General features: G+C 57.3%; 27 protein-coding genes and 1 tRNA gene. 21 read left to right on the top strand and 7 right to left on the bottom strand.

Annotated elements, in window-relative coordinates; all coding sequences use genetic code 11:
- Positions 1–49: 49 nt before the first annotated feature.
- From AKL27_RS23945 to pxpB, 6 genes are read right to left on the bottom strand one after another with little or no spacing between them, the layout of a single operon-like run.
- On the bottom strand, positions 50–1,069 hold the full coding sequence (locus AKL27_RS23945; protein WP_198156072.1) for a DUF2891 domain-containing protein: 1,020 nt from the start codon (positions 1,067–1,069) through the stop codon (positions 50–52).
- A gap of 6 nt (positions 1,070–1,075) precedes the next feature.
- Positions 1,076–2,032 (bottom strand): DUF979 domain-containing protein, encoded by a 957-nt coding sequence (locus AKL27_RS23940; RefSeq protein ID WP_050465391.1) that lies wholly within the window; start codon positions 2,030–2,032, stop codon positions 1,076–1,078.
- Entirely contained in the window at positions 2,029–2,766 is a 738-nt protein-coding gene (locus AKL27_RS23935; protein ID WP_050465390.1) for a DUF969 domain-containing protein, read from the bottom strand. Before AKL27_RS23935 ends, AKL27_RS23940 begins: the two co-directional genes overlap by 4 nt.
- Positions 2,767–2,813: 47 nt before the next feature.
- Positions 2,814–3,554: a 5-oxoprolinase subunit PxpA gene (gene pxpA, locus AKL27_RS23930; protein WP_050465389.1), complete on the bottom strand. Its 741-nt coding sequence runs from the start codon at positions 3,552–3,554 to the stop codon at positions 2,814–2,816.
- An 8-nt stretch (positions 3,555–3,562) separates the two neighbouring features.
- A complete protein-coding gene (locus AKL27_RS23925) occupies positions 3,563–4,576 on the bottom strand; it encodes a 5-oxoprolinase subunit C family protein (RefSeq protein WP_050465388.1) in 1,014 nt (337 codons plus the stop codon).
- The gene (gene pxpB, locus AKL27_RS23920) at positions 4,573–5,220 is read right to left on the bottom strand and encodes a 5-oxoprolinase subunit PxpB (protein ID WP_050465413.1); all 648 of its coding nucleotides are present in this window, start codon (positions 5,218–5,220) and stop codon (positions 4,573–4,575) included. The genes AKL27_RS23925 and pxpB overlap by 4 nt, the downstream gene beginning before the upstream one ends.
- 156 nt (positions 5,221–5,376) lie before the next feature.
- Between pxpB and AKL27_RS23915 the strand changes: the two genes are divergently transcribed.
- The 21 genes from AKL27_RS23915 (at position 5,377) to AKL27_RS23815 (ending at position 24,451) form a co-directional block, all read left to right on the top strand.
- Positions 5,377–5,922: a winged helix DNA-binding protein gene (locus AKL27_RS23915; protein WP_050465387.1), complete on the top strand. Its 546-nt coding sequence runs from the start codon at positions 5,377–5,379 to the stop codon at positions 5,920–5,922.
- A 73-nt stretch (positions 5,923–5,995) separates the two neighbouring features.
- Positions 5,996–6,973 (top strand): NAD(P)H-quinone oxidoreductase, encoded by a 978-nt coding sequence (locus AKL27_RS23910; RefSeq protein WP_050465386.1) that lies wholly within the window; start codon positions 5,996–5,998, stop codon positions 6,971–6,973.
- A gap of 85 nt (positions 6,974–7,058) precedes the next feature.
- Positions 7,059–7,817, top strand: coding sequence for a triose-phosphate isomerase (gene tpiA, locus AKL27_RS23905; protein WP_083439264.1), 759 nt, complete (start codon positions 7,059–7,061; stop codon positions 7,815–7,817).
- Between the two features lie 30 nt (positions 7,818–7,847).
- Positions 7,848–8,237 carry a preprotein translocase subunit SecG gene (secG, locus tag AKL27_RS23900; RefSeq protein WP_083439263.1) on the top strand — a complete coding sequence of 130 codons (390 nt, stop codon included), beginning with the start codon at positions 7,848–7,850 and terminating at the stop codon, positions 8,235–8,237.
- A 117-nt stretch (positions 8,238–8,354) separates the two neighbouring features.
- A tRNA-Leu gene (locus tag AKL27_RS23895) sits at positions 8,355–8,439 on the top strand.
- 118 nt (positions 8,440–8,557) lie between these two features.
- Positions 8,558–8,917 (top strand): NADH-quinone oxidoreductase subunit A, encoded by a 360-nt coding sequence (locus tag AKL27_RS23890; protein WP_050465411.1) that lies wholly within the window; start codon positions 8,558–8,560, stop codon positions 8,915–8,917.
- A gap of 3 nt (positions 8,918–8,920) precedes the next feature.
- Positions 8,921–9,397: a NuoB/complex I 20 kDa subunit family protein gene (locus AKL27_RS23885; RefSeq protein ID WP_029363014.1), complete on the top strand. Its 477-nt coding sequence runs from the start codon at positions 8,921–8,923 to the stop codon at positions 9,395–9,397.
- 9 nt (positions 9,398–9,406) lie between these two features.
- Positions 9,407–10,003, top strand: coding sequence for an NADH-quinone oxidoreductase subunit C (locus tag AKL27_RS23880; RefSeq protein WP_050465384.1), 597 nt, complete (start codon positions 9,407–9,409; stop codon positions 10,001–10,003).
- Positions 10,003–11,256: an NADH-quinone oxidoreductase subunit D gene (locus AKL27_RS23875; RefSeq protein ID WP_050465383.1), complete on the top strand. Its 1,254-nt coding sequence runs from the start codon at positions 10,003–10,005 to the stop codon at positions 11,254–11,256. The genes AKL27_RS23880 and AKL27_RS23875 overlap by 1 nt, the downstream gene beginning before the upstream one ends.
- Positions 11,257–11,324: 68 nt before the next feature.
- Positions 11,325–11,816 (top strand): NADH-quinone oxidoreductase subunit NuoE, encoded by a 492-nt coding sequence (gene nuoE, locus AKL27_RS23870; RefSeq protein ID WP_083439262.1) that lies wholly within the window; start codon positions 11,325–11,327, stop codon positions 11,814–11,816.
- The gene (gene nuoF, locus AKL27_RS23865; protein WP_050465382.1) at positions 11,813–13,108 is read left to right on the top strand and encodes an NADH-quinone oxidoreductase subunit NuoF; all 1,296 of its coding nucleotides are present in this window, start codon (positions 11,813–11,815) and stop codon (positions 13,106–13,108) included. Before nuoE ends, nuoF begins: the two co-directional genes overlap by 4 nt.
- An 84-nt stretch (positions 13,109–13,192) precedes the next feature.
- Positions 13,193–15,520 carry an NADH-quinone oxidoreductase subunit NuoG gene (gene nuoG / locus AKL27_RS23860; RefSeq protein ID WP_050465381.1) on the top strand — a complete coding sequence of 776 codons (2,328 nt, stop codon included), beginning with the start codon at positions 13,193–13,195 and terminating at the stop codon, positions 15,518–15,520.
- Positions 15,520–16,599, top strand: a complete 1,080-nt coding sequence (gene nuoH / locus AKL27_RS23855; RefSeq protein ID WP_050465380.1) for an NADH-quinone oxidoreductase subunit NuoH — start codon at positions 15,520–15,522, stop codon at positions 16,597–16,599. The genes nuoG and nuoH overlap by 1 nt, the downstream gene beginning before the upstream one ends.
- 31 nt (positions 16,600–16,630) lie before the next feature.
- Positions 16,631–17,119, top strand: coding sequence for an NADH-quinone oxidoreductase subunit NuoI (nuoI, locus tag AKL27_RS23850; RefSeq protein WP_016832378.1), 489 nt, complete (start codon positions 16,631–16,633; stop codon positions 17,117–17,119).
- 82 nt (positions 17,120–17,201) lie between these two features.
- Positions 17,202–17,849 carry an NADH-quinone oxidoreductase subunit J gene (locus AKL27_RS23845; protein ID WP_050465379.1) on the top strand — a complete coding sequence of 216 codons (648 nt, stop codon included), beginning with the start codon at positions 17,202–17,204 and terminating at the stop codon, positions 17,847–17,849.
- Positions 17,850–17,862: 13 nt separating this feature from the next.
- Positions 17,863–18,171, top strand: a complete 309-nt coding sequence (gene nuoK, locus AKL27_RS23840; RefSeq protein WP_050465378.1) for an NADH-quinone oxidoreductase subunit NuoK — start codon at positions 17,863–17,865, stop codon at positions 18,169–18,171.
- A gap of 82 nt (positions 18,172–18,253) precedes the next feature.
- The gene (gene nuoL / locus AKL27_RS23835; protein WP_050465377.1) at positions 18,254–20,356 is read left to right on the top strand and encodes an NADH-quinone oxidoreductase subunit L; all 2,103 of its coding nucleotides are present in this window, start codon (positions 18,254–18,256) and stop codon (positions 20,354–20,356) included.
- Positions 20,357–20,379: 23 nt separating this feature from the next.
- Positions 20,380–21,867, top strand: coding sequence for an NADH-quinone oxidoreductase subunit M (locus AKL27_RS23830; RefSeq protein ID WP_050465376.1), 1,488 nt, complete (start codon positions 20,380–20,382; stop codon positions 21,865–21,867).
- Positions 21,868–21,994: 127 nt separating this feature from the next.
- Positions 21,995–23,500: an NADH-quinone oxidoreductase subunit NuoN gene (gene nuoN, locus AKL27_RS23825; protein ID WP_050465375.1), complete on the top strand. Its 1,506-nt coding sequence runs from the start codon at positions 21,995–21,997 to the stop codon at positions 23,498–23,500.
- Positions 23,501–23,815 carry a DUF2818 family protein gene (locus tag AKL27_RS23820; RefSeq protein ID WP_050465374.1) on the top strand — a complete coding sequence of 105 codons (315 nt, stop codon included), beginning with the start codon at positions 23,501–23,503 and terminating at the stop codon, positions 23,813–23,815.
- Positions 23,816–23,887: 72 nt separating this feature from the next.
- Positions 23,888–24,451 carry an NUDIX domain-containing protein gene (locus tag AKL27_RS23815; RefSeq protein WP_050465373.1) on the top strand — a complete coding sequence of 188 codons (564 nt, stop codon included), beginning with the start codon at positions 23,888–23,890 and terminating at the stop codon, positions 24,449–24,451.
- Between the two features lie 50 nt (positions 24,452–24,501).
- Here AKL27_RS23815 and AKL27_RS23810 read toward each other — a convergent pair whose 3' ends face one another.
- Positions 24,502–25,566: an alpha/beta fold hydrolase gene (locus AKL27_RS23810; RefSeq protein WP_050465372.1), complete on the bottom strand. Its 1,065-nt coding sequence runs from the start codon at positions 25,564–25,566 to the stop codon at positions 24,502–24,504.
- Positions 25,567–25,718: the final 152 nt, after the last annotated feature.

The following is a 25,718-nucleotide window of genomic DNA, read 5'->3' as shown; positions in this document are numbered from 1 at the left end:
GCGGTAACAGGAGCGCCGGACCGCACATGTGCGCGGTCCGTATCCAATATCAATCGTTTGAATTTTCCAGCGCCAGCATGGCGAAACTGGCCAGCCAGTGACTGCCGCTATAGTGACTGCCCACCACGTGCGGCAGGCTGGCGTTGAGATGATGCGCAATGGCCGCGGTCAACTGCGCATGCACGGCATGCTGCGCCGGCAGCTTTTGCGCAATCTGCCGCAAACACCAGACACGACTCAGATTCAAACCATCCAGATGCGCGACCTTGGGATCGGTGCGATCACTGAGCCGGGCTGCCTGCATCAGATTCGGCACCGCCGACAGATCCGGCAGGTACTTGTCGAACCAGCTTTCGAACGCTGCGGCATCCAGTGTCTTGCTCATCAGCAGCGCCGCCGTCAGGGCCGGTGACAGAAATTCATCGCCGCCAGGTTCAAAGTTCGCCGGATAATTCCGGTCGGCGCCATAGAAGACATTGGCGGTATCGATGATGGCGGTGGCCAGTTCGCTGTCACCGTAATGACGCGCATAGTCGAACGCCAGCGCCAGCGCAAAGGCGGTGTTGTAATGCGCTCCCGAACGGATCGGATACGACAGGATGGACAAATATTTGAGCAGCCGCGCGCGGATTTCCGTCACCAGCGGTTGCATCGCGGCCAGCCACGTCTTGGCGCGCGGATGTTGCCAGCGATCCAGTTCATGCGCCAGCGCCAGCAGCCAGCCAAAGCCGTAAGGACGCTCAAAGGATTCGCGGTTGGGGGTCTGGAAATAAGCTGTTTCCACCGCCATTCCGGCTGCCGTGAAATGCGCGTCAAACAGGGTCGCAATCGCATCTTGCGATGGCAGATCAGGATACAGCCGGGCGCAGCGTGCCAGCAGCCAGAAACCGTGTACCGCCGAATGCCAGTCGTAACTGCCGTAAAACACCGGATGCAGCGCGCGCGGCGACTGCACATCTTCGGGGCCGTTGAGCACGTGCATGATGTGATTCGGATACTCGCGTCGCAGGGCATCCAGCGGCATGGCAACGAACGCCGCCGCCTGCTCCATGGTAAGTGGATTCATCATCGATCCTTAACGAAACATCAGGAAGTACAGCAAGAAAATATTCACCACCAGCAGTGCCAGCGCGGTAGGTACCTGCGCCTTGATGACGGCATTCTTGTCCGGTAATTCGAGCAGGGCGGCAGGGACGATATTGAAGTTGGCTGCCATTGGTGTCATGAGCGTGCCGCAATAGCCGGAGAACATGCCGATGGCCGCCATCACTGCCGGATCGCCATGGTGAATGCCGATCAGGATCGGGACGCCGACGCCGCCGGTCATCACCGGGAACGCGGCGAAGCCGTTGCCCATGATGACGGTGAAGATGGCCATGCCCAGGACATACACGACCACCGCCACGAAGCGCATGTCCATGTTGATGTAGGAGGTGGTGATGTGTGCCACGGCCTTGCCGACGCCGGCGTCCGAAAACACCAGACCCAGCATGCCCAGCATCTGCGGCAATACCACCGCCCAGCCGAGGGCATCGGTCAGGCGGCGTGATTCACGCATGCCTTGTGCCGGGGTGTCGCGCGTCAGCCAGCAGGTGAGACCGAGCGCGATGATACAGCCGAGACCGAGACTTACCAGCGTGATGTTTTTCGGATCGAGCAGGAAGGCATCGCCGATCTTGATATCTTTCATCAAGACGGTGCCGATCACGGTCACCAGCGGAATCGACAGCGCCGGGATGAACAGCTTGTGTCCCAGACGCTGCGCACTGGCCTTGCTTTCTTGTTCCGAAGGCGCTTTGTGTTTGCCAATGCCGACGCCGCCGAAGCCGGCCAGCAGTGCCATCACGATCACGCCGATGCCGACGATTTCGGGCGGGATGCGTTCGCCGACCAAAAACACGACCGCATACAGGCCCCAGAACAAAGCACTGGAATAACGTTTGGGATGATTCTTGTCGGCCAGCGTCATCAACGCCGTGATGGCCAGAATAGCGCCGACCAGATAGTAGAGGTAATTGATGGAAATGATCATGAAGCGCTCCCGGCGGCTTTGTCTTGTGCTGTTTTTGCCGCGCGTTCCTGACTCAATTCCTTATCGAGCGAGGCATCCAGGCGACGCAGACGCCAGCCGTGAATAATGAAGGCGCTGATCGCGGTCGGGATACCCCACAAGGCGATATGCAACGGTTCGACATCGATGCCGGCTTCGTGCAGAAAGGTCGACATCAGCACAATCGCACCGAAGGCGACAAAAATATCTTCGCCGAAAAACAGGCCGACGTTATCGGTGGCCGCGCTATAGGCGCGCAATTTGAAACGGATTTTATCGGACAGTTTGCCGTAGCGACTTTCTGCCGCACCTTCAGCCATCGGCGCAATCAGCGGTCGCACCATTTGCGGATGACCGCCAAGACTGGTCAGGCCCAGAGCGGCAGTAATTTCACGCACGAACAAATAGACGATCAGCAAACGGCCGGCGGTGGCCGATTTGATCTTGCTGATCCAGTTCTGCGCATGCTGACGCAAGCCATGCCGTTCCAGCAAGCCGACCACCGTCAGCGGCAGCAAAATGATCAACGGCAGATTGCGGGTCTTGATGAATCCGGTGCCCAGTTCGGCCAGGATTTTTTCCATCGGGAACTGCGCGGCAAAGCCGGTGGCAATCGCGGTTACCGCCACCACCAGCATGGGATTGAAGCGCAGGATAAAACCTGCAATGATGACGACCACTCCGATGAGCGGCCATAAGTTGACGGCGGTTTCCATTTGTTCTCCTGATGTTGCGGTTGTTGGCGGGTGATGATACGTCGGTGTCAGTGCAGCGCACGCACGCTGATGCCTTCTTGTTCCAGGCGCGCGCGGATGGTGCGGGCAAAGCTCAGTGCATGGGCGCCGTCGCCATGCAGGCAGACGGTCTGGGCATTGACCTTGACGGTACTGCCATCAAGTGCCGTGACTTGTTTGTCGCGCACCAGAGAAATGGTTTGGGCGATGGCTTGTGCTTCGTCTTCGATCATGGCGCCGGCCTGCGTGCGGCTCACCAGACTGCCATCAGCTTGATAAGCGCGATCGGCAAAGACTTCTTCCACCGCGCTCAGATCGGCATGGCGGGCAGCGGCAATCAACTCGCTGCCGGCCAGACCGAATACGGCAAGTTCAGGATTGAAGCTGCGTACGGCGGCGCAAATGGCATTGGCCAGCACCGCGTCTTTGGCGGCCATGTTATACAACGCGCCATGTGGTTTGACGTGGGTCATGCGGCCGCCTTCGGCCTTGATGATAGCGTCCAGTGCGCCCAGCTGATAGAGCATGCCGCTGATGATTTCCTCGGGCGGCAACTGCATGTTGCTGCGACCGAAATTTTCCCGGTCGGGGAAGCTCGGATGGGCACCGATGGCGACATGATTCTGCAACGCCCAGCGCACGCAATTGCGCATGGTCTGCGCGTCGCCGGCGTGCCAGCCGCAGGCGATGTTGGCTGAACTGACCAGAGTCAGCAGCATTTCATCGGTATCGCAACCTTCGCCGAGATCGGCGTTCAAGTCGATGTGCATGGTGTTCCTCATTTCTTGTTCGCTGTCGAATGGGTCCAGCGCCGGCTGACCAGTGTTTTCCTGATTTGCGACACGTAGTGCTGTTGCTGTTGCCAGGCGGCACCGGCTTCGTGCAGATTGCAGATATTCAATTGCAGCATGGTATTGAGCGGCGCTTGTGCCAGCTTCCACATGTCGGCTTGAATCACGACCCCGATCTTGGGATAGCCGCCGGTCGCTTGGGCGTCACCCATCAAGACAATCGGCTGTCCGGATGGCGGTACCTGAATCACGCCGGGTACCACGCCATGCGACAGCAAATCCTTGCTTTGCTTGCGTTTCAGTTCCGGACCTTCGAGCCGGTAGCCCATGCGGTTGCTGTTCGGCGTGATGCGCCATTTGTCGCGCCACAATGCGGTTCTGGCAATGGCGCTGAACTGTTCATATTCCGGACCGGGTAATACCCGCAGCATCACCAGTTTACTGCTGTCACCGGTTTGTGTTGCCAGCGCACTCCATTGCGGCGAACGAATGCCAAAGGCCGGGCCGTCGGGAGTGTCGTGGGTGGCCTGGCCGAGCGGCAGACGGTCGCCTTTGCGCAGGGCGCGTCCCTGATGACCGCCGAAGCCGGCTTTGAGGTCGGTGCTGCGCGAGCCCAATATGAGCGGAACGTCAATGCCGCCAGCCACCGCCAGATAGCAGCGGATGCCTTGGGCGTTCAGATTGCCGGCAGCGGCGAATTTCAATGTTTGTCCGGCGTGCACCGGCACGCTCCAATAGGGCGCTACCGCGAGGCCGTCGAGCGTGGCGCCGAAGTCATCGCCGGTGATGGCAATGCGGGTGGCGCGGTTGAAGTGCAGTTCGCAGTTGCCCATGGTGATTTCCAGGCCGGCTGCGCTATCGGGATTGCCGACCAGCAGGTTACCCAGCGTCAGTGCCAGCGAATTCAACGCGCCGCCGGGGCTGATGCCCGCATGGCGATGACCGGGACGCCCGAGATCTTGTACCGAAGTGAGCAGGCCGGGTTGATTGATATTGATCATGCGTGCTCCGGAACAAAGCGTACGCGGTCACCCGGACGCAGCAAGGTGGGTGGGTTGTTGGTCGGATCAAACAAGGCCAGCGGCGTGCGTCCGAGTAATTGCCAGCCGCCCGGCGAGGCCAGCGGGTAAATGCCGGTTTGCTCGCCGCCGATACCGACCGAGCCGGCCGGTATCGACATGCGCGGTTCAGCATGACGCGGCGTTGCCAGTAGTGGATCGAGACCGCCCATGTAGGCAAAGCCGGGCATGAAGCCGAGAAAATACACTACGTATTCGGCGCTGCTGTGACGGGCCACCACCTCTTCGGCAGAAAAGCCGGTATGGCGTGCCACGGCATCCAGATCAGGGCCGTCCGCGCCGCCATAGATGACCGGGATGTCGATCTGGCGACCGGGATCCTGTGCGCCATGGATGTGGCGCCAGGTTTGCATGATGCGTTCCGATACGGTTTGCATGTCTTCTACCGGGCGCTTGAAGATCAGCATCAGGTTGTTCATGCCGGGCACGACTTCGCTGATTTCCGGCCAGTCGGCGCTGGCCTGTGCCACGGCCCAGATATGTTGCTGGTGTTTCAGTGTTGCCGGCGGCGGCAGATTGCACAGTAAAGCACTATCGCCAAGAGCATGGAGATGGGGTAATTGCATGGTCGCCTCGGTATTGTGTTTCAAGACTTGCGCCTCAAGTTTTCACGGATATTACATTTCAAACAAAATATAAACAATATGTCGATAAATTATTTATTTGCGTATGCGCTATAGTTTCGCCATTCGCTTCAACTTTCTTTTTTGTGAAAATTCAATATGTCTGCTGATACGTCGGAAAGCTTGCCTGTGCAAGCGGCGCCAGTCTCCAAAATAGTGTCTTCCAATCATCTGGTGTCGGACCGCAGTGCCGAACTGTCCGAACTGGAATACGCATTGATCATGGCCGGCAATGCCTTCAATCGTTGGATGATGCGCTGCATGATGGCCGCCGGTGCCAAGGATATGACTGCTGTGGAAGTTTCTTTGTTGCATCATGTGAATCACCGTGATCGCAAGAAAAAACTGGCGGACATCTGCTTCGTGTTGAATATCGAGGATACCCACATCGCTACTTATGCGCTGAAAAAATTGATCAAGGCCGGCTATCTGCAAAGTGAAAAGCAAGGTAAGGAATTGCTTTTTTCGGTGACGCCGGAAGGTCGCGATCTGTGTGCGCGCTATAAGGAAGTGCGCGAGCGCTGTCTGATTCAGGTGCAGGTCGACAGCGGCATTCCCAATCAGGCCATCGGCGAGGCGGCGCAATTGTTGCGCAATGCCTCCGGGCTGTACGATACGGCGGCGCGTGCGGCGGCCTCGTTGTGATCATGGCGCGGAGCCAGTCCCGTTGGCTGGTCCGGCATTCAGTTAATTGGCAAGAACATAAAGGTTGAACAATATGCGAGCGATAGAAATCAGTCAGTTTGGCGGCCCCGAAGTGTTGCAATTGTGCGAGCGGCCAATGCCGCAGTTGCAGGCCGGAGAAGTGTTGATCAAGGTGCATGCCGCTGGCATCAACCGGCCGGACGTGTTTCAGCGTATGGGAAACTATGCCGCGCCGCCGGGCGCTTCAGATTTGCCGGGTCTGGAAGTTGCCGGCGAAATTGTGGATGGCGATTTGAGCGGCAGTGCCTTCAAGCGCGGCGATCTGGTGTGTGCGCTGGTGCAGGGAGGCGGTTATGCCGAATACTGCGCCGCGCCGCTGGCGCAATGCTTGCCGGTGCCGGCCGGATTGACGCCGTTGCAGGCGGCGTCCTTGCCGGAAAACTATTTCACGGTGTGGAGCAACGTTTTTGATCGCGTGCAACTGGCTGCGGGTGAGACCTTGCTGGTGCAGGGCGGCACTTCCGGTATCGGCGTCACGGCGATTCAGATTGCCGCCAGCATGGGGCATCGGGTCTTTGCCACTGCCGGCAGTGACGACAAGTGTCGTGCGTGCGAAGAGTTGGGCGCCGAACTGGCGATCAATTATCGTACCGCCGATTTTGAAAAAGAGGTCAAGGCCGCCACCGATGGCAAGGGCGTCAATGTGATTCTGGATATGGTCGCCGGCGATTACCTGCCGCGCGAGATCCGCAGCCTGGCCGACGACGGCCGGCTGGTGATCATCGCCTTGCTCGGCGGTGCCAAGGCTGAACTGGATATGGGGCAACTGTTGCGGCGTCGTCTGACAGTGACGGCATCGACCTTGCGGCCGCGTTCGGTGGCATTCAAGGCGGCGATTGCACGGCAATTGCAGCAACGGGTCTGGCCATTGCTGGCCGGTGGCAAGATCAAGCCGGTGATTTATCAGACCTTTCCGTTGGCACAGGCGGCGCAGGCGCATGCATTGATGGAATCGAGCGCACATGTCGGAAAGATCATGCTGGAACTGTAATTGCGCAAATAAGTGGGGGTCATTGGTTTGACCGGCTTTGCTTCGGCGGGATAGAATGCGGGGTTATTGAAAAACCTACACTCATATGCGCCGTAAATTTGTTGCTGGTAATTGGAAAATGAATGGCGATCTGGCCTCGAACGCGGCGCTGATCTCCGCTGTCAAGGCCGGTCTGGCCGCTGAAGGCAATGTCGATGTCGCGACTTGTGTGCCGGCGCCGTATCTGGCGCAGGTGCAGGCAGCAGTCAGCGGTTCTGCCATCGGACTCGGTGCGCAAGATGTATCTGCGCATGCGGCTGGTGCTTATACCGGTGAGGTGTCGGCAGCGATGCTGGCTGAATTTGCTTGCAAGTATGTCATCGTCGGCCATTCCGAGCGTCGCGCTTATCACGGCGAAACGGATGCGCAGGTTGCGGCCAAGACGGCAGCGGCCTTGAAGTCCGGATTGACGCCGATTGTCTGTGTCGGCGAAACGCTGGCGCAACGTGAAGCTGCTCAGACCAATGCGGTGGTTGGCGGTCAGCTGGATGTGGTGCTGGCAGCGCTGGAGGCGGGGCAGGTGGAAGCAATCGTGGTCGCTTACGAACCGGTCTGGGCAATTGGCACCGGCAAGACGGCAACGCCGGAAATGGCGCAAGATGTGCATGCCATGCTGCGTGCCCGGCTGGCGCTCAAGAGTGTCGAAGCTGCGACCAAGGTGCGCATTCTGTACGGTGGCAGCATGAAGCCCGATAATGCAAAAGAATTGCTGGCCATGGCGGATATTGATGGTGGCCTCATAGGTGGTGCGGCATTAAAAGCAGCGGATTTCCTGGCAATTGTTCAGGCCGCTCAAAGTAACTGACTGGAATTATCCAAGATTGGAAATTGTTAAATGAATACATTTTTTACTGCCATTGTCGTCCTTCAAGTGCTGGCTGCGCTGACAATTATTGGTCTCGTACTGCTGCAGCACGGCAAAGGCGCTGACATGGGCGCTGCTTTCGGTTCGGGCGCCTCGGGTAGTTTGTTCGGTGCGACCGGTTCTTCCAACTTCTTGTCGAAGTCGACCGGTGTGGCGGCAGCAGTATTTTTTGCTGCAACACTGGCTCTGGCCTTCATCGGCAATCATCATGTGTCGCAAAGCGGCGGCGTGATGGACAGTCTGCCGGCGCCGGCCGCTGCGATCCCTTCGTCGACAGCGCCGGCAACCACAACACCGGCAGCAACTGCACCTGTTGCGCCAGCGAATCCGGCGGATAAATCCAGTCAGATTCCAAAGTAATCTGAAACAGCTTTTTACGTAGTCCGTAACAATCGAAAAGTTAATGCAGTTTGTTAAGTTTTAATGCGATTGTGCATTGAACAAGAGCATCAAATCAGGTTACAATTGCAGTCTCAGGCCGACGTGGTGAAATTGGTAGACACGCTATCTTGAGGGGGTAGTGGCGAAAGCTGTACGAGTTCGAGTCTCGTCGTCGGCACCATGAAATACAGAGAAAAGCCAGCAAAGGGCGACAAGCCTGAGCTGGCTTTTTGCCGAGGAAATTGCTGTTTGATATTGAGAATCATTCCGCTAATTGTTCAACATACCTGCGCATAATCGTGAACCTCGAAAATTACTTTCCCGTCCTGTTGTTTATTCTTATCGGCATCGTCGTCGGTGCCGCTCCCCAGTTATTAGGTCGCTTGCTCGGTCCGCACAGGCCCGATGCGCAAAAGACCTCTCCCTACGAATGTGGATTTGAAGCGTTTGAAGACGCCCGGATGAAGTTCGACGTGCGTTATTATCTCGTCGCCATCCTGTTTATCCTGTTCGATCTGGAAACTGCGTTTTTCTTCCCATGGGGCGTTGCAATGCGCGACCTGGGATGGGCTGGCTTCATCACGATGATGGTTTTCATCGCTGAATTTGTGGTCGGATTTTGGTACATCTGGAAAAAGGGTGCCCTGGATTGGGAGTAAGCCATGTCAATTGAAGGCGTATTAAATGAGGGGTTCGTCACCACCTCGCTCGATAAGGTAATCAACTGGACCCGTACCGGTTCCATGTGGCCGATGACCTTTGGACTGGCCTGCTGTGCAGTCGAAATGATGCACGTAGGTGCTTCGCGTTACGATCTGGACCGCTTCGGCATCATGTTCCGGCCGTCGCCGCGTCAATCCGATGTCATGATTGTTGCCGGCACGCTGTGCAACAAGATGGCGCCGGCGCTGCGCAAGGTCTACGATCAGATGGCCGAACCCCGTTGGGTGATCTCGATGGGATCCTGTGCCAACGGCGGCGGTTATTATCATTATTCCTATTCTGTGGTGCGCGGTTGCGATCGCATCGTGCCGGTTGATGTTTATGTGCCGGGTTGCCCGCCGACTGCCGAAGCGCTGTTGTACGGTGTGATCCAGTTGCAGAACAAGATCAAGCGCACCAATACCATTGCGCGCTAAGAGGGAAGCATGACAACAAAATTGGAAACTCTCGAAGCTGCCTTGCGTAATGCGCTTGGAGGGTATCTTCAGAACCTGACGGTGGCGCTCGGCGAGGTCACGATCGTGGTCAAGGCCGGTGATTACCTGTCGGCCATGCGGGTCCTGCGGGATCATGCAGATACCCGTTTCGAACAGATCATGGATCTGTGCGGTGTCGATTATTCAACCTACGGCGATGGTGTCTGGGATGGCAAGCGTTTCGCTGTCGTCTCGCATCTGCTGTCGATTCATCACAACTGGCGCGTGCGTGTGCGCGTGTTCGCGGAAGATGACGATTTGCCGCTGGTGGCTTCGGTGACCGGCATCTGGTCGGCTGCCAACTGGTATGAGCGCGAAGCGTTCGACTTCTTCGGCATCCTGTTCGGCGGCCATGACGACTTGCGCCGCATTCTGACCGATTACGGTTTTATCGGTCATCCGTTCCGCAAGGATTTTCCTGTCTCCGGCTACGTCGAAATGCGTTACGACGCCGAACAGAAACGCGTGATTTATCAACCCGTAACGATCGAGCCGCGCGAAATTACGCCGCGGATTATTCGTGAAGAAAATTACGGGATCAAATAATGGCTGAAATCAAGAATTACACCCTCAACTTCGGTCCTCAGCATCCGGCCGCGCACGGTGTGTTGCGTCTGGTGCTTGAGCTCGACGGCGAAGTGATTCAGCGCGCCGATCCGCACATCGGCCTGTTGCATCGCGCCACTGAAAAGCTCGCGGAGCAAAAGACTTACCTGCAATCGGTTCCTTACATGGACCGTCTCGACTACGTGTCGATGATGTGCAACGAGCATGCCTATGTGCTCGCGATTGAAAAGCTGCTCGGTATTGAAGTGCCGCTGCGTGCCCAGTACATCCGCGTCATGTTCGATGAAATCACGCGTTTGCTGAACCACCTGATGTGGATCGGCGCGCATGGTCTGGACGTTGGCGCCATGGGCGTGCTGCTGTATGCCTTCCGCGAACGTGAAGATCTGATGGATTGCTACGAAGCGGTATCGGGCGCGCGCATGCACGCTGCCTACTACCGTCCGGGTGGCGTCTATCGTGATCTGCCAGACCGCATGCCGCAATACAAGGCATCGATTGTCCGCAATGACAAGGCGATCAAGGAACTCAATGAAAATCGTCAGGGCTCGCTGCTCGATTTCATCGAAGACTTCACCAATCGTTTCCCGCGCTATGTTGACGAATACGAAACCCTGCTGACGGATAACCGGATCTGGAAACAGCGTCTGGTCGGGGTCGGTGTGGTATCGCCGGAACGTGCATTGGCCATGGGCTTCAGCGGCGCCATGCTGCGCGGTTCGGGCATCGAATGGGATTTGCGCAAGAAGCAGCCGTACGAAGTGTACGATTTGCTGGACTTCGATATCCCGGTCGGCAAGAACGGCGACAGCTACGACCGTTATCTGGTGCGCGTGGAAGAAATGCGTCAGTCCAACCGCATCATCAAGCAATGCGTCGAGTGGCTGCGCAACAATCCCGGTCCGGTGATCATCGACAACCACAAGATTGCGCCGCCGCCGCGCGTGGACATGAAAACCAACATGGAAGACTTGATTCACCATTTCAAGTTGTTCACGGAAGGTTTCCATGTGCCGCCGGGCGAAGCGTATGTGGCAGTCGAGCATCCGAAGGGCGAGTTCGGCATCTATCTGGTGTCGGACGGCGCCAACAAGCCATACCGTCTCAAGATTCGTGCACCGGGGTTCGCGCATCTGGCGAGCCTCAACGAAATGGCCAAAGGCCACATGATTGCCGATGCGGTTACCATCATCGGCACGCAAGATATTGTGTTTGGTGAAATCGACCGATAACTGAATATCACGCCGGCTTCAGAGCCGGCGGAAGTGTTCAACAACCCCGCGCAGAACGATGCGCACGGATGGCCAACGATATGCTGTTAAGTCAAGAAGCTCTAAAGAAAATTGATCGCGAACTCGCGAAGTATCCGGCAGACCAGCGCCAGTCTGCGGTGATGGCGGCGCTCGCCATTGCCCAGGATGAAAAAGGCTGGTTGCCTGCCGAGGTACAGCAGGAACTCGCTGATTACATCGGCATGCCGGCAGTTGCCGTGCAAGAGGTCGCCACCTTTTACAACATGTACAACACCAAACCGCAAGGCAAGCACAAGATCACGGTCTGTACCAATCTGCCGTGCCTGCTGTCGGGTGGCGGACGTGCAGCCGAACATCTGCAGCACAAGCTCGGTGTCGGTTACAAGGAAACCACGGCAGACGGTCAGTTCACGATCGTTGAAGGCGAATGCATGGGTGCTTGCGGTGATGCACCGGTACTGCTGGTGAACAACAAGCGCATGTGCAGCTGGATGTCGAATGACAAGATCGATGCGCTGCTGGAGGAACTCAAGAAATGACCTGTCTGCACGATCGTCACATCAATCCACTGATTCTGGCCGGCCTCGATGGTCAGAACTGGCATCTGGCCGATTACGTCAAGCGCGGCGGCTATGAATCCCTGAAACGCATTCTGTCGGAAAACATCACGCCGGAGCAAGTCATTGCCGAGCTCAAGGCTTCGTCCTTGCGCGGTCGCGGCGGCGCAGGTTTCCCGACCGGCCTGAAGTGGAGCTTCATGCCACGTCAGTTCCCGGGTCAGAAATATCTGGTCTGCAACAGCGATGAAGGCGAGCCGGGTACATTCAAGGACCGCGACATCATCCGCTACAACCCGCACGCATTGATCGAAGGCATGATCATCGGCGGTTACGCGATGGGCATCACGGTCGGCTACAACTACATTCACGGCGAAATTTTCGATTCGTATCTGCGTTTCGAAGAGGCGCTGGAAGAGGCGCGCGCCGCCGGCTTCCTCGGTGACAACATCCTTGGTACCGGTTTCAATTTCCAGTTGCATGCCCACCATGGTTATGGCGCATACATCTGTGGCGAGGAAACCGCATTGCTGGAATCGCTGGAAGGCAAGAAAGGGCAGCCGCGCTTCAAACCGCCGTTCCCGGCCAGCTTTGGTCTGTACGGCAAGCCGACCACGATCAACAACACCGAGACCTTTGCCGCCGTACCGTTCATCTTCAAGATCGGTGCCGCAGCCTATGCAGGTCTGGGCAAGCCGAACAATGGCGGCACCAAGATCTTCTCGATTTCCGGCGACGTTGAACGTCCCGGCAATTATGAGATTCCGCTCGGCACACCGTTTGCCAAGCTGATGGAACTGGCTGGCGGCATGCGCGGCGGCAAGAAGATCAAGGCCGTGATCCCGGGCGGTTCATCGGCACCGGTGATTCGCGGCGATGTCATGATGGACACCGACATGGATTACGATTCGATTGCCAAGGCCGGTTCGATGCTGGGTTCAGGCGCGGTCATCGTGATGGATGAAACGCGTTGCATGGTCAAGTCGCTGCTGCGTCTGTCGTATTTCTATTACGAAGAATCCTGCGGTCAGTGCACGCCATGCCGCGAAGGCACCGGCTGGATGTACCGCATGGTGGAGCGCATTGAAAACGGTCACGGCAAGCCGGAAGATCTGGATGTGCTGAATTCGGTCGCCGACAACATCCAGGGCCGCACCATTTGCGCGCTGGGCGATGCCGCGGCAATGCCGGTGCGTGCGTTCATCAAGAATTATCGCGAAGAGTTTGAGTATCACATCGAGCACAAGCATTGCTTGGTGCCAGCTTATAGTTGAGCAGCGCGACAGGGCGCTTCGCCATGCACTTCGGTGTCAGCGGGGCGCTGTTAAGAAAAGAATACTTAGCTTGGGCAAAAAGCCATGGTTGAAATTGAAATAGACGGCAAAAAAGTAGAAGTGCAAGAGGGCAGCATGGTCATGGATGCGGCCAACAAGCTCGGCACATACATTCCGCATTTTTGCTATCACAAGAAATTGTCCATTGCGGCCAACTGCCGCATGTGTCTGGTCGACGTTGAAAAGGCGCCGAAGCCTTTGCCCGCCTGCGCCACTCCGGTCAGTGCCGGCATGATCGTGCGTACTGCCAGTGACAAGGCAGTCAAGGCGCAAAAAGGCGTGATGGAATTTTTGCTGATCAATCACCCGCTGGATTGCCCGATCTGCGATCAGGGCGGTGAATGTCAGTTGCAGGATCTGGCAGTCGGTTACGGCGGTTCTTCTTCGCGCTACGAAGAAGAAAAGCGCGTGGTCACGCCCAAGGATGTCGGTCCGCTGATCTCGATGAAAGAGATGAACCGCTGCATCCACTGCACCCGTTGCGTCCGTTTCGGCCAGGAAGTGGCCGGCGTCATGGAGCTGGGCATGCTGGGTCGCGGTGAACATTCCGAAATCACCACCTTCGTCGGCAATACCGTCAACTCCGAACTGTCCGGCAACATGATCGATCTGTGCCCGGTCGGCGCACTGACATCGAAGCCGTTCCGTTATGCCGCCCGCACCTGGGAACTGTCGCGTCGCAAGTCGGTAAGCCCGCACGACAGCATTGGTTCCAATCTGCTGGTGCAGGTCAAGAACGGCAAGGTCATGCGCGTCCTGCCGCTGGAAAACGATCAGGTCAACGAATGCTGGATTTCCGACAAAGACCGTTTTGCTTATGAAGCACTGGACAGCGCCGAGCGTCTGACCAAGCCGATGCTCAAGCAAGATGGCAAATGGCAGGAAGTGGATTGGCAAACTGCGCTGGAATATGTCGCGCACGGTTTGCGCAACATCCGCCACGAACACGGCGCCGATGCGATTGCTGCACTGGGTACACCATACTCGACACTGGAAGAACTGTCGCTGCTGCAAAAAGTGGTGCGCGGCCTCGGTTCCGAAAATATCGATTTCCGTCTGCGCCAGTCCGATTTCGCGCTGGACCATCAGGTCACGCCATGGCTGGGCATGTCGATTGTCGAATTCGGCCAGTTGAATCGTGCCTTCATCGTCGGCTCGTTCCTGCGCAAGGATCATCCGCTGCTGACCGCGCGTCTGCGTCAGTCAGTCAAGAGCGGCGCCAAGATCAGCCTGCTGCATGCGACTGACGACGACATGCTGATGCCGATCGCCAACAAGATCATTGCCGCACCATCGAACTGGCTGGCGGCACTGGGCGAAGTTGCTGTCGCCGTGGCGCAAGCCAGGGGCGTTGCAGCACCGGCCGGTTTTGACAACGTCAAGCCATCGGATGCCGCTGCGCAAACTGCTGCCAGCCTGCTGTCCGGTACGGCACGTGGCGTGTTCCTCGGCAACGCCGCCGCGCAACATCCGCAAGCATCGCAACTGCACGCTTTAGCGCAATGGATCGCGCAACAGACCGAATCGACATTCGGTTATCTGACCGAAGCCGGCAACACGGTCGGTGGTTATCTGGCCAACGCCATTCCGGGCGCCAACGGTGCCAACGCATTGCAGGCATTCGCTCAGCCACGCAAGGCTTACCTGTTGCTCAACGCTGAACCGGAGCTGGACAGCTATGATCCACAGGCAGCACGTGCAGCACTGGACCAGGCTGAAATGGTGGTCGTGATGTCGGCATACAAACACGGCGCCGATTACGCTGACGTGTTGCTGCCGATTGCACCATTTACCGAAACTTCCGGCACCTTCGTCAATTGCGAAGGCCGCGCCCAAAGTTTCAACGGTACCGTCAAGCCGCTGGCTGATGCACGTCCGGGCTGGAAGGTATTGCGCGTACTGGGCAATCTGCTCGGTTTGCAAAACTTTGAATACGACACTTCGGAAGCGATTCGCGGTGAAGTGCTCGGCACTGACGCTGCACATGCCGCACGTTTGAACAACAATGCCGCGACTGCACCGCAAGCCGTGGCGCAAACCGCCAGCGGCGCGCTGGAACGCGTGACCGATGTACCGATCCACTTTACCGATGCGATTGCGCGCCGTTCGCCGCCGCTGCAGGAAACGCTCGATGGTCAGGCGCCGAAAGCATGGTTGTCGGCAGCGTTGTCGCAAAAACTGGGTATCGTTGCCGGTGACCGCGTCACCGTCCGTCAGGGACAGGGCAGTGCCTCGCTGACCGCCGCCATTGACGGCCGTCTGCCGGAAAATGTCGTGCGAGTGGCAGCGGCGCATGCATCGACCGCCAAGCTGGGCGGCATGTTTGGCGCAATCGTGGTGGAGAAAGCGTAATGGATCAACTGATTGCAAATATCAACGCGGTCGGCCCCAACTATCTGGGAACAGCCTGGCCGTATGTCTGGAGTCTGGTCTGGAACCTGCTCAAGGTCATCGTGGTGCTGGTGCCGCTGTTGCTGTGCGTGGCTTACCTGACTTACTGGGAACGTAAACTGATCGGCTGGATGCACGTCCGTATGGGCCCCAACCGGGTCGGTCCGGCCGGCTTGCTGCAACCGATTGCCGATGCCCTGAAGCTGATCTTCAAGGAAGTCACTACACCGGCGCGCGCCAACAAGGTGCTGTTCTATATAGCGCCGGTGATGACCATCATGCCGGCACTGGCGGCATGGGCGGTGATTCCGTTCGGCCCTGAAACGGTATTGGCCAACATCAATGCAGGTTTGCTGTTCGTGATGGCGATTACCTCGATGGAAGTCTATGGCGTGATCATCGCCGGCTGGGCCTCCAACTCGAAGTATGCGTTCCTCGGCGCGATGCGTGCCTCGGCGCAGATGGTGTCCTACGAAATCGCCATGGGCTTCTGCCTGGTGGTGGTGCTGATGGTATCGGGCAGCCTGAACCTGACCGAAATCGTCATGGGCCAGAGCAAGGGTTACTTCTTCGATCACGGCCTCAATTTCCTGTCATGGAACTGGTTGTCGCTGTTGCCGATCTTCGTGATCTACGTCATCTCGGGCATTGCCGAAACCAACCGTCACCCGTTTGACGTGGTCGAAGGCGAATCGGAAATCGTGGCCGGTCACATGATCGAATACTCGGGCATGTCGTTCGCGATCTTCTTCCTGGCCGAATACGCCAACATGATTCTGATTTCGATGCTGGCATCGCTGCTGTTCCTGGGCGGCTGGGCATCACCGTTGCAATTGCTGGACTTTATTCCCGGCTGGATCTGGCTCGGTCTGAAGACCTTCTTTGTAGTTTCCCTGTTCATTTGGGTGCGTGCCTCGTTCCCGCGCTATCGCTATGACCAGATCATGCGCTTGGGCTGGAAAGTGTTCATTCCGCTGACGCTGGTCTGTCTGGTGCTGGTCGCGATCTGGATCCAGTCGCCCTGGAACATTTGGAAGTAATGGAAACGGCTGAAAGATAAGGTGAAATAAGATGGAAGCTATCAAGGATTTTTTCGGCAGCCTGATGCTCAGGGAGCTCTTCAAAGGGCTGGCACTGACCGGACGCTACCTGTTCGCACGCAAGATCACGATTCAATTTCCGGAAGAGAAAACGCCGCAGTCACCGCGTTTTCGCGGATTGCACGCCTTGCGTCGCTATCCCAACGGTGAAGAACGCTGTATCGCTTGCAAACTGTGTGAAGCAGTGTGCCCGGCGATGGCGATCACGATTGAGTCGGAACAGCGTGATGACGGTTCGCGTCGCACCACGCGTTACGACATCGATCTGACCAAATGCATTTTCTGCGGTTTTTGCGAAGAGTCGTGCCCGGTTGACTCGATTGTGGAAACCCATATTCTCGAATACCACGGCGAAAAGCGCGGCGACCTGTACTACACCAAGGAAATGCTGCTGGCCGTTGGTGACCGTTATGAAAATGAAATTGCTGCCGCACGTACTGCGGACGCTGCATATCGTTGATTCGGGGTCATGCCGGCCGGCCGCGCAGATGCGCAGCGGGGCGGTTGATCTGATGCTGCTTTAGCCAACTTTTTGGTTGATTATGGAATTCAAAACTTTCTTGTTCTATGCGTTTTCGGTGGTCCTCGTGCTCGCCGCATTACGCGTCATTACGGCCCGCAATCCGGTCCATTCGGCCCTGTTTCTGGTGCTGGCATTCTTTTCGGCAGCCGGCATCTGGCTGCTGCTGAAAGCGGAGTTTCTGGCCATCGTGCTGGTCCTGGTGTATGTCGGGGCGGTGATGGTGCTATTCCTGTTCGTGGTCATGATGCTCGACATCAATCTGGACAAGATGCGTGAAGGCTTCTGGGCTTACTTCCCGCTGGCGGCCACCATCGGCGTGATCATCGTGCTGGAAATGGCAGCGGTGCTGTTGCGCAGTTTCTGGGCGCCGGAAGCACAGGTGCCGGCGGCTGCCGCCACCATCGGCGACACCAAGGCGCTGGGCATGCTGATCTATACCGAATATGTCTACGGCTTTGAAATTGCCGCCGTCATCCTGCTGGTGGCGATCGTCGCGGCAGTCGCGCTGACCCTGCGCAAGCGCAAGGACACCAAATACTTCGCGCCGTCCGATGCGGTCAAGGTCAAGCGCGGTGACCGCGTGCGCCTGGTCAAGATGAAGTCGGAATCGACCCGTCCCAATGGCAACGACGCTGCGGCGTCGGGCGCAACCGAACAACAACCTTAAGGAGCGCCGATCAATGACACTCTCGCTCTCACATTATCTGGTCCTCGGCGCGATCCTGTTCGCGATCTCGATCGTCGGCATTTTTCTCAACCGCAAGAACGTCATCGTATTGCTGATGGCAATCGAACTGATGTTGCTGGCGGTGAACATGAACTTCATTGCTTTTTCGCATTATCTGGGCGATGCGGCAGGGCAGATCTTCGTTTTCTTCATCTTGACGGTGGCCGCGGCGGAATCCGCAATCGGCCTCGCCATTCTGGTGGTGCTGTTCCGCAATCTGGATACCATCAATGTCGAAGATCTGGACAGCCTCAAAGGCTAAACGCGCAGTTTTATAAATTCTATTGAAAATGGGTATTTCCGGTCGCTGCTGACCGGGGATCCCGATAGCGATAAGGTTCATCATGGCGGGGCAACTTAACCCACATCTTCTTCTTGCCGTACCACTGGCGCCGTTGGCAGGTTCTGCCATTGCAGGTTTGCTGGGGACAAAATTTTTCGGCAACGTCGTCGGTCGCAAGGTCTCGCATACCGCGACCATTCTCGGGGTACTGATCGCTTGCATCATCTCGTTCCAGACGTTGCTGGCGGTGATGGACGGCGCGACCTACAACGGCACCCTGTACACCTGGATGACGGTCGCCGGCCTGAAACTGGAAGTCGGCTTCCTGATCGACAGCCTGACGGCGATGATGATGTGCGTGGTGACCTTCGTTTCGCTGATGGTCCACATCTACACCATCGGCTACATGAAGGACGACGAAGGCTACAACCGCTTCTTCTCGTACATCTCGCTGTTCACCTTCTCGATGCTGATGCTGGTCATGAGCAACAACTTCCTGCAACTGTTCTTCGGTTGGGAAGCGGTGGGCCTGGTGTCGTATCTGCTGATCGGTTTCTGGTACACCCGGCCGACCGCGATCAAGGCCAACATGAAGGCGTTCCTGGTCAACCGCGTGGGTGACTTCGGCTTCATCCTCGGTATCGGTTTGCTGCTGGCGTATGCCGGTTCGATGAACTACGGCGAAGTATTCGCCAAGCGCGGTGAACTGGCACAAATGACCTTGCCGGGCAGCGACTGGATGTTGCTGACGGTGGCATGTATCTGCCTGTTCGTCGGCGCCATGGGTAAATCGGCCCAGTTCCCGCTGCACGTCTGGCTGCCGGATTCAATGGAAGGCCCGACCCCGATTTCGGCACTGATCCACGCGGCAACCATGGTGACCGCCGGTATCTTCATGGTGGCGCGCATGTCGCCGCTGTTTGAATTGTCCGACACGGCGTTGTCGGTGATTCTGGTGATCGGTGCCATCACGGCGTTGTTCATGGGTTTCCTCGGCATCATTCAGACCGACATCAAACGCGTGGTGGCTTACTCCACGCTGTCGCAGCTCGGCTACATGACGGTTGCGCTCGGTGCTTCGGCCTACTCGGTAGCGGTATTCCATCTGATGACGCACGCGTTCTTCAAGGCCTTGCTGTTCCTTGGCGCCGGTTCGGTCATCATCGGCATGCACCATGATCAGGACATGCGCAACATGGGTGGTCTGCGCAAGTACATGCCGATTACCTGGATCACGTCGCTGGTCGGTTCGCTGGCGCTGATCGGTACGCCGTTCTTCTCCGGTTTCTACTCGAAGGACAGCATCATCGAAGCGGTTGCGGAAACGCATCTGGCCGGTGCCGGTTTTGCCTACTTCGCGGTGCTGGCAGGCGTATTCGTCACTGCGTTCTACTCGTTCCGCATGTATTTCATGGTGTTCCACGGCGAAGAACGTTTCGGCAAGGCGCATGCGCATGATGCCCACGCACATGATGATCACCACGCGCCGGCACACGCTGATGCTCATGGTCACGATGCCCATGATGCACACGACGACGCCCATGACGACCACGAGCATCACGGTCTGGCACCAGGACAGAAGCCGCACGAATCGCCGCTGGTGGTGACGCTGCCGCTGATCCTGCTGGCGATTCCTTCGGTCATCATCGGTTTCTTCGCGATTGCACCGATGCTGTACGGCGACTTCTTCAAGGGCGTGCTGTTCTTTGGTGAAAACCACAAGGCAATGGAAGAACTGGCGCATGAATTCCACGGCCCGGTTGCCATGGTCACGCATTCGCTGACATCGTTGCCGTTGTGGCTGGCGATTGCCGGCGTGGCGACGGCGTACTACTGCTACATGATCAACCCGCGCGTCCCGGCCTGGTTCAAGGACAAGTTCAGCGCGGTCTATACCTTGCTGGATAACAAGTACTACCTCGACAAGTTCAATGAGGTGGTGTTCGCAGGCGGTGCCCGTTTGCTGGGTGGCGGTTTGTGGAGCGTCGGCGACAAGGGGATCATTGACGGTCTCGTGGTCAACGGCAGCGCCAAGGTTGTCAACTGGTTCTCGAAAGTCACGCGCCTCTGGCAGTCCGGTTATATCTATCACTATGCATTTGTGATGATCATCGGGGTGCTGGGTTTCCTGGTTTGGTTCATGCCGTTTCCGTTTGCCAAATAAGTTGGCGGAGTAAAGTAAATAACATGCAGTCAACAACTCCTTTTCTGAGCCTTGCGATCTGGTGTCCAGTCGCTTTCGGTATGCTGGTCATCGCCATTGGCCGTGACGACAATCGCAATCTGACGCGCTGGCTGGCGTTGATCGGCGCCGTCGTCAGTCTGGTGGTGACGTTCCCGCTGATTCAACATTTCGATGCTGCCGCGCATGGTTACCAGTTCGTCGAGAAGACGCCCTGGATCGACCGTTTCAACATCAGCTACTTCCTCGGTATCGACGGTCTGTCGCTGTGGTTCATTCCGCTGACTGCCTTCATCACCGTGATCGTGGTGCTGGCCGGCTGGGAAGTGATCCAGAAACGCGTCGGCCAATACATGGGCGCATTCCTGATCCTGTCGGGTCTGATGATCGGTGTGTTCTCGGCACTCGACGGCATGCTGTTCTACGTATTCTTTGAAGCCACGCTGATTCCGATGTTCATCATCGTCGGTGTCTGGGGCGGCGCCAATCGCGTCTACGCAGCGTTCAAGTTTTTCCTGTACACCTTGCTCGGCTCGCTGCTGATGCTGATCGCACTGATCTATCTGTATTTCGTATCGGGTGGCAGTTTCGAGATTCCGACCTGGCATCAGTTGCCATTGTCGATGCTGGAACAAAAAGTCCTGTTCTTCGCGTTCCTGATGGCGTTTGCCGTCAAGGTGCCGATGTGGCCGGTGCACACCTGGTTGCCGGATGCTCACGTGGAAGCGCCGACCGGTGGTTCCATCGTGCTGGCCGCGATCATGCTGAAGCTCGGCGCTTACGGTTTCCTGCGCTTCTCGCTGCCGATCCTGCCGGACGCCAGCCATGCGCTGTCGGGCTTCATGATTACCTTGTCGCTGGTGGCCGTGATCTATATCGGTCTGGTGGCGCTGGTCCAGCAAGACATGAAGAAACTGGTGGCGTATTCATCGATTGCGCACATGGGCTTCGTTACCCTCGGCTTTTTCATGTTCAACGACATGGCAGTGCAGGGCGGTATCGCACAAATGATTTCGCACGGCTTCGTGTCGGGCGCGATGTTCATGTCGATCGGCGTGTTGTATGACCGCATGCATACCCGTGACATCGCCCAGTATGGTGGTGTGGTCAATACCATGCCGCGTTTCGCTGCCTTCTTCATCCTGTTCTCGCTGGCCAACTGCGGTCTGCCTGCGACCTCCGGCTTTGTCGGTGAATTCATGGTGATTCTGGGTGCGGTCAAGTTCAACTTCTGGATCGGTCTGCTGGCAGCAACGGCGCTGATCCTGGGCGCAGCCTATTCGCTGTGGCTGGCCAAGCGCGTGATTTTCGGTGCCATCACCAATCATCACGTGGCGGAACTGACCGATGTCAACAAGCGCGAATTCTTCATCCTCGGCTTGCTGGCGATTGCAGTGCTGGTGATGGGCCTGTATCCGGCACCGGTAACAGACGCAATGCAGACTTCGGTGAGTGATTTGCTCAAACACATTGCGGTATCAAAGATTAATTAGCGCCCGATGCGCGTCGGTGGGGCGGTCGCCACACCGACGTCTGAGAGCGTGCGGCACGACGTTTCGGCAAGATGCTCAGGAACGACCAACGGCAAGCAAAACGCGGACGAAAATAAGCGGTAACTAAATGAATAACATGAATCTGATCCCTGTCTATCCGGAAATATTTCTGCTGATTGCGACTTCCGCAATTCTGCTGATCGATATGTTTTTGCCGGATGCCAAGCGCGTCGTCACTTATCTGTTGTCCCTGCTGGCACTGGTTGTCTGCGCGGCGCTGACCCTGGGCGATTTCAATAGCGGCGTAACGGTCTACACGTTCAACAACATGTTCGTCTCCGATCCGCTGGCGAATCTGCTGAAACTGTTTTCCTACCTGGCCATCGGCATGACGCTGGTGTACGGTCGTCAATACACGACTGACCGCGGCATCGTCGGCGGCGAGCTCGGCGGTGAGTTCTACGCACTGGCGCTGTTTTCGCTGCTGGGCCAGATGATCATGATTTCGGGTAACAGCTTCCTGAGCATTTACCTCGGTCTGGAACTGATGTCGCTGTCGCTGTATGCGCTGGTGGCGCTGCGTCGCAACAATATCGGTGCGACCGAAGCGGCGATGAAGTATTTCGTGCTCGGCGCGCTGGCTTCCGGTTTCCTGTTGTACGGTATTTCCATGTTGTACGGCGCCACCGGTTCGCTGGAACTCAATGAAGTATTCCGCGCCATCGTCTCGGGCACCGTGGACCGTACCGTGCTGGTGTTCGGCGTAGTGTTCGTGGTCGCCGGCCTGGCGTTCAAGCTCGGTGCCGTGCCATTCCACATGTGGGTGCCGGACGTCTATCAAGGCGCGCCAACGCCAGTCACATTGTTGCTGGGCGGTGCACCGAAACTGGCAGCATTTGCGATCACATTCCGCTTGCTGGTGGAAGGCATGTTGCCGCTGGCAATCGATTGGCAGCAGATGCTGATGGTGCTGGCGGTATTGTCGATCATCATCGGTAACGTCACCGCGATTGCACAAACCAATATCAAGCGCATGCTGGCCTATTCGACCATCTCGCACATGGGCTTCATGCTGCTCGGCATGCTGTCCGGCGTGGTCGACGGCAATCTGTTCTCGGCAGTCAATGCCTACAGCGCCTCGCTGTTTTATGCGATCACCTATGTCTTGACCACGCTCGGTACCTTCGGCGTGATCCTGCTGATGGCGCGCTCGGGTTTCGAAGCCGACAACCTGGAAGACTTCAAGGGCCTTAATCAACGCAGCCCATGGTTCGCAGTAGTGATGCTGGTGCTGATGTTCTCGCTGGCAGGCATTCCGCCGATGGTCGGTTTCTACGCCAAGCTGTCGGTCTTGCAGGCCGTGCTCGGCACCGGTCAGATCTGGCTGGCGGTATTGGCCGTGGTGTTCTCGCTGGTGGGTGCGTTCTACTATCTGCGCGTCATCAAGCTGATGTACTTCGATGAGCCGGCTGACACTGGCAAGATCACTGCCAGCCTCGACATGCGCGTGGTGCTCAGCCTCAACGGTATCGCCGCACTGGCACTCGGCCTGTGGCCGGGTCACCTGATGGAAGCCTGCACCAACGCCATTGTGACGACGCTGGCAACGTTCCTCAGCAAGGTGATGTCGTAAGTGAATGTTTCCCTGTATAGCTGGGCGGTGATCGTGTTGGCGGTATTGGCCGCCAACCTGCCGTTCCTGAACCAGCAATTGTTTGGCCTGATTCCGTTGAGCAAGCGGGATGGCTACGTCAAGTCACTTTGGATGCGGCTGCTGGAGTTGCTGGTACTCTACGCCGTGGTGGGTGTGATTGCCTGGTTTTTCGAAAACAGCATCGGCAACGCTTTTCCGCAGGGCTGGGAATTTTACGCAGTGACCGGCTGTCTGTTTCTGGTACTGGCGTATCCCGGCTACGTGCTGCGCTATCTGCGCAAACATCACGCCTGACGTCGTGTCACCCCTCAGATCCCGCCAGTCGGGATCTGCTGCGTTTTCCACTCAAGCTACGGACCTGCGCTCATGGATGCACATCTCAAAGAAACCAAGGTCGGCGGCGCGTCGGTCTATGACGGCCACTTCCTGAAAATCGAACGCGACACCGTGCGCCTGCCTGACGGTAAGGATGCGGTGCGCGAATACATCCGCCATCCCGGTGCAGTCGTGATCCTGCCGCTGTTCGATGATGGCAGCGTGTTGCTGGAGCGGCAATTCCGTTATCCGCTGGATCAGGTCTTCGTTGAATTCCCGGCTGGCAAGATCGATGCCGGCGAAGATACCCTGGCTTGCGCCAAGCGTGAACTGCAGGAAGAAACCGGTTATGTCGCGCGCGACTGGCAATTCGTCTGCACCATCCACAATGCGATTGCCTATTCGGACGAACATCTGGAAATCTATCTGGCACGTGGTCTGGAAGCAGGAGAGCGCAAGCTTGATGACGGCGAATTCCTGGATATTTTCAAAGCGCCGCTGCCGGAATTGCTGGAGATGGTCCGCCAAGGCAAGGTGACCGACGTCAAGACCGTCATCGGTGCCTTCTGGCTGGAAAAGATCGTCGCTGGCAACTGGACGTTGCCAGCCGCCTGACATGCGCTGAACAGGTTCCGCACCGTCGCGTCGCGGAACCTGAGCGGGCCTTACGGCACGCTGTTCAAAAATGCCGCCAACTGTTTTGCATAAAATCTGGCCATGCCGGTCGTACCGTGGCCACGCGTTTCTGCGCTCGCGGGAATTACATACAATTCGGCCTTTTTCATTTGCTGCAAGGCCGCTGTCATGGTGCCGGTCTCGGGCGGATTGCGCTCGTCATCTGCCGAATTGATCGCCAGCAGCGGTGCCTGAATCCGGCCCAGCGCCGGCATCGCATTGAAGTCTGCCGATGAACTCCACTGATAGATGAAATCGTTGGCGTCGGCCGTGACCGGTGCTGCCAGCCGCTCATCCACCATCTTGTCGGCTTGCGCCCGGGTCGGTGCCTGAGTCTGATACGCCATGGTGCCGCCGCTGGTCGCGATCACGAACATGGTATTGGCCAGACGCAGGGAAGGTGGCTGGCTGGTGTAATTACCATTGTTCCATGTCGGGTCTTGCCTGATAGATTCCACCAGCATGCGGCGCATCATCCAGTTGCGGCTGGCCATTTCGATTGGCTGCGACGCCATCGGCACCAGCGCATCCATCATGGTCGGATAAGTTTCACCCCACAGCCAGGTTTGCATGCCGCCCATGGAATTACCCATGACCAGCCGCAAATGTTTGATGCCCAGGCCTTCCGTCACCAGTCGGTATTGCGCCAGCACCATGTCGGCATAGTTGTATTGCGGAAAAGCCGTGCGCAAGCCATCCGACGGTTTGGCAGACTTTCCCGTGCGGATAGCATCGGGCATGATGATGAAATGCTTGCTGGCATCCAACGCTTGACCCGGACCGAACAATTCACCACCAAAGTCTTTGCCCAGCATATCGGCGCCGCTGCGGTAGGTGCCGTGCAACAGCAACACTGCCGAATGCTGCGGATTGCCGATGGTAGCGTAATGCAGCCGCAGATTTTTCAGCGTTTGACCGGTATGGAAGGTAAAGTCGGGCGCGATCCAGTCGGCTTCGCGCTGCTCCGGATAGCCGGCCGCGCGGGACGGCGAAGATAACGTGGCAGCGACCAGCAGTAGCGGGGCGATGCATGTCAGTGTGAGTCTCCGAATCATTTTTATGGTCCTTGATGAGCAACGTGGAATGACCATACTAATGGAGATTCCCGGAAGCCGGATGGGGCTGTTGTTATCACGCTCTTGCAGTCACTGGTGCAACAAAGAAAAAGCGGCGCTTCGTTAGATCGAAGCGCCGCTTTTTTTACTGA

Origin of the sequence: Herbaspirillum autotrophicum (assembly GCF_001189915.1) — a bacterium.
In the GTDB taxonomy this organism is placed as follows: Bacteria; Pseudomonadota; Gammaproteobacteria; order Burkholderiales; family Burkholderiaceae_D; genus Herbaspirillum; species Herbaspirillum autotrophicum.
The sequence above is the reverse complement of the archived record's forward strand: the minus strand, read 5'-3'. Positions and strand labels throughout refer to the sequence as shown.

Coding starts and splice junctions, on each gene's coding strand:
- AKL27_RS23945 (WP_198156072.1), bottom strand. CDS start 1,069: ATGATGAATCCACTTACCATGGAGCAGGCGGCGGCGTTCGTTGCCATG.
- AKL27_RS23940 (WP_050465391.1), bottom strand. CDS start 2,032: ATGATCATTTCCATCAATTACCTCTACTATCTGGTCGGCGCTATTCTG.
- AKL27_RS23935 (WP_050465390.1), bottom strand. CDS start 2,766: ATGGAAACCGCCGTCAACTTATGGCCGCTCATCGGAGTGGTCGTCATC.
- pxpA (WP_050465389.1), bottom strand. CDS start 3,554: ATGCACATCGACTTGAACGCCGATCTCGGCGAAGGTTGCGATACCGAT.
- AKL27_RS23925 (WP_050465388.1), bottom strand. CDS start 4,576: ATGATCAATATCAATCAACCCGGCCTGCTCACTTCGGTACAAGATCTC.
- pxpB (WP_050465413.1), bottom strand. CDS start 5,220: ATGCAATTACCCCATCTCCATGCTCTTGGCGATAGTGCTTTACTGTGC.
- AKL27_RS23915 (WP_050465387.1), top strand. CDS start 5,377: ATGTCTGCTGATACGTCGGAAAGCTTGCCTGTGCAAGCGGCGCCAGTC.
- AKL27_RS23910 (WP_050465386.1), top strand. CDS start 5,996: ATGCGAGCGATAGAAATCAGTCAGTTTGGCGGCCCCGAAGTGTTGCAA.
- tpiA (WP_083439264.1), top strand. CDS start 7,059: ATGCGCCGTAAATTTGTTGCTGGTAATTGGAAAATGAATGGCGATCTG.
- secG (WP_083439263.1), top strand. CDS start 7,848: ATGAATACATTTTTTACTGCCATTGTCGTCCTTCAAGTGCTGGCTGCG.
- AKL27_RS23885 (WP_029363014.1), top strand. CDS start 8,921: ATGTCAATTGAAGGCGTATTAAATGAGGGGTTCGTCACCACCTCGCTC.
- AKL27_RS23880 (WP_050465384.1), top strand. CDS start 9,407: ATGACAACAAAATTGGAAACTCTCGAAGCTGCCTTGCGTAATGCGCTT.
- AKL27_RS23875 (WP_050465383.1), top strand. CDS start 10,003: ATGGCTGAAATCAAGAATTACACCCTCAACTTCGGTCCTCAGCATCCG.
- nuoE (WP_083439262.1), top strand. CDS start 11,325: ATGGCCAACGATATGCTGTTAAGTCAAGAAGCTCTAAAGAAAATTGAT.
- nuoF (WP_050465382.1), top strand. CDS start 11,813: ATGACCTGTCTGCACGATCGTCACATCAATCCACTGATTCTGGCCGGC.
- nuoG (WP_050465381.1), top strand. CDS start 13,193: ATGGTTGAAATTGAAATAGACGGCAAAAAAGTAGAAGTGCAAGAGGGC.
- nuoH (WP_050465380.1), top strand. CDS start 15,520: ATGGATCAACTGATTGCAAATATCAACGCGGTCGGCCCCAACTATCTG.
- nuoI (WP_016832378.1), top strand. CDS start 16,631: ATGGAAGCTATCAAGGATTTTTTCGGCAGCCTGATGCTCAGGGAGCTC.
- AKL27_RS23845 (WP_050465379.1), top strand. CDS start 17,202: ATGGAATTCAAAACTTTCTTGTTCTATGCGTTTTCGGTGGTCCTCGTG.
- nuoK (WP_050465378.1), top strand. CDS start 17,863: ATGACACTCTCGCTCTCACATTATCTGGTCCTCGGCGCGATCCTGTTC.
- nuoL (WP_050465377.1), top strand. CDS start 18,254: ATGGCGGGGCAACTTAACCCACATCTTCTTCTTGCCGTACCACTGGCG.
- AKL27_RS23830 (WP_050465376.1), top strand. CDS start 20,380: ATGCAGTCAACAACTCCTTTTCTGAGCCTTGCGATCTGGTGTCCAGTC.
- nuoN (WP_050465375.1), top strand. CDS start 21,995: ATGAATAACATGAATCTGATCCCTGTCTATCCGGAAATATTTCTGCTG.
- AKL27_RS23815 (WP_050465373.1), top strand. CDS start 23,888: ATGGATGCACATCTCAAAGAAACCAAGGTCGGCGGCGCGTCGGTCTAT.
- AKL27_RS23810 (WP_050465372.1), bottom strand. CDS start 25,566: ATGATTCGGAGACTCACACTGACATGCATCGCCCCGCTACTGCTGGTC.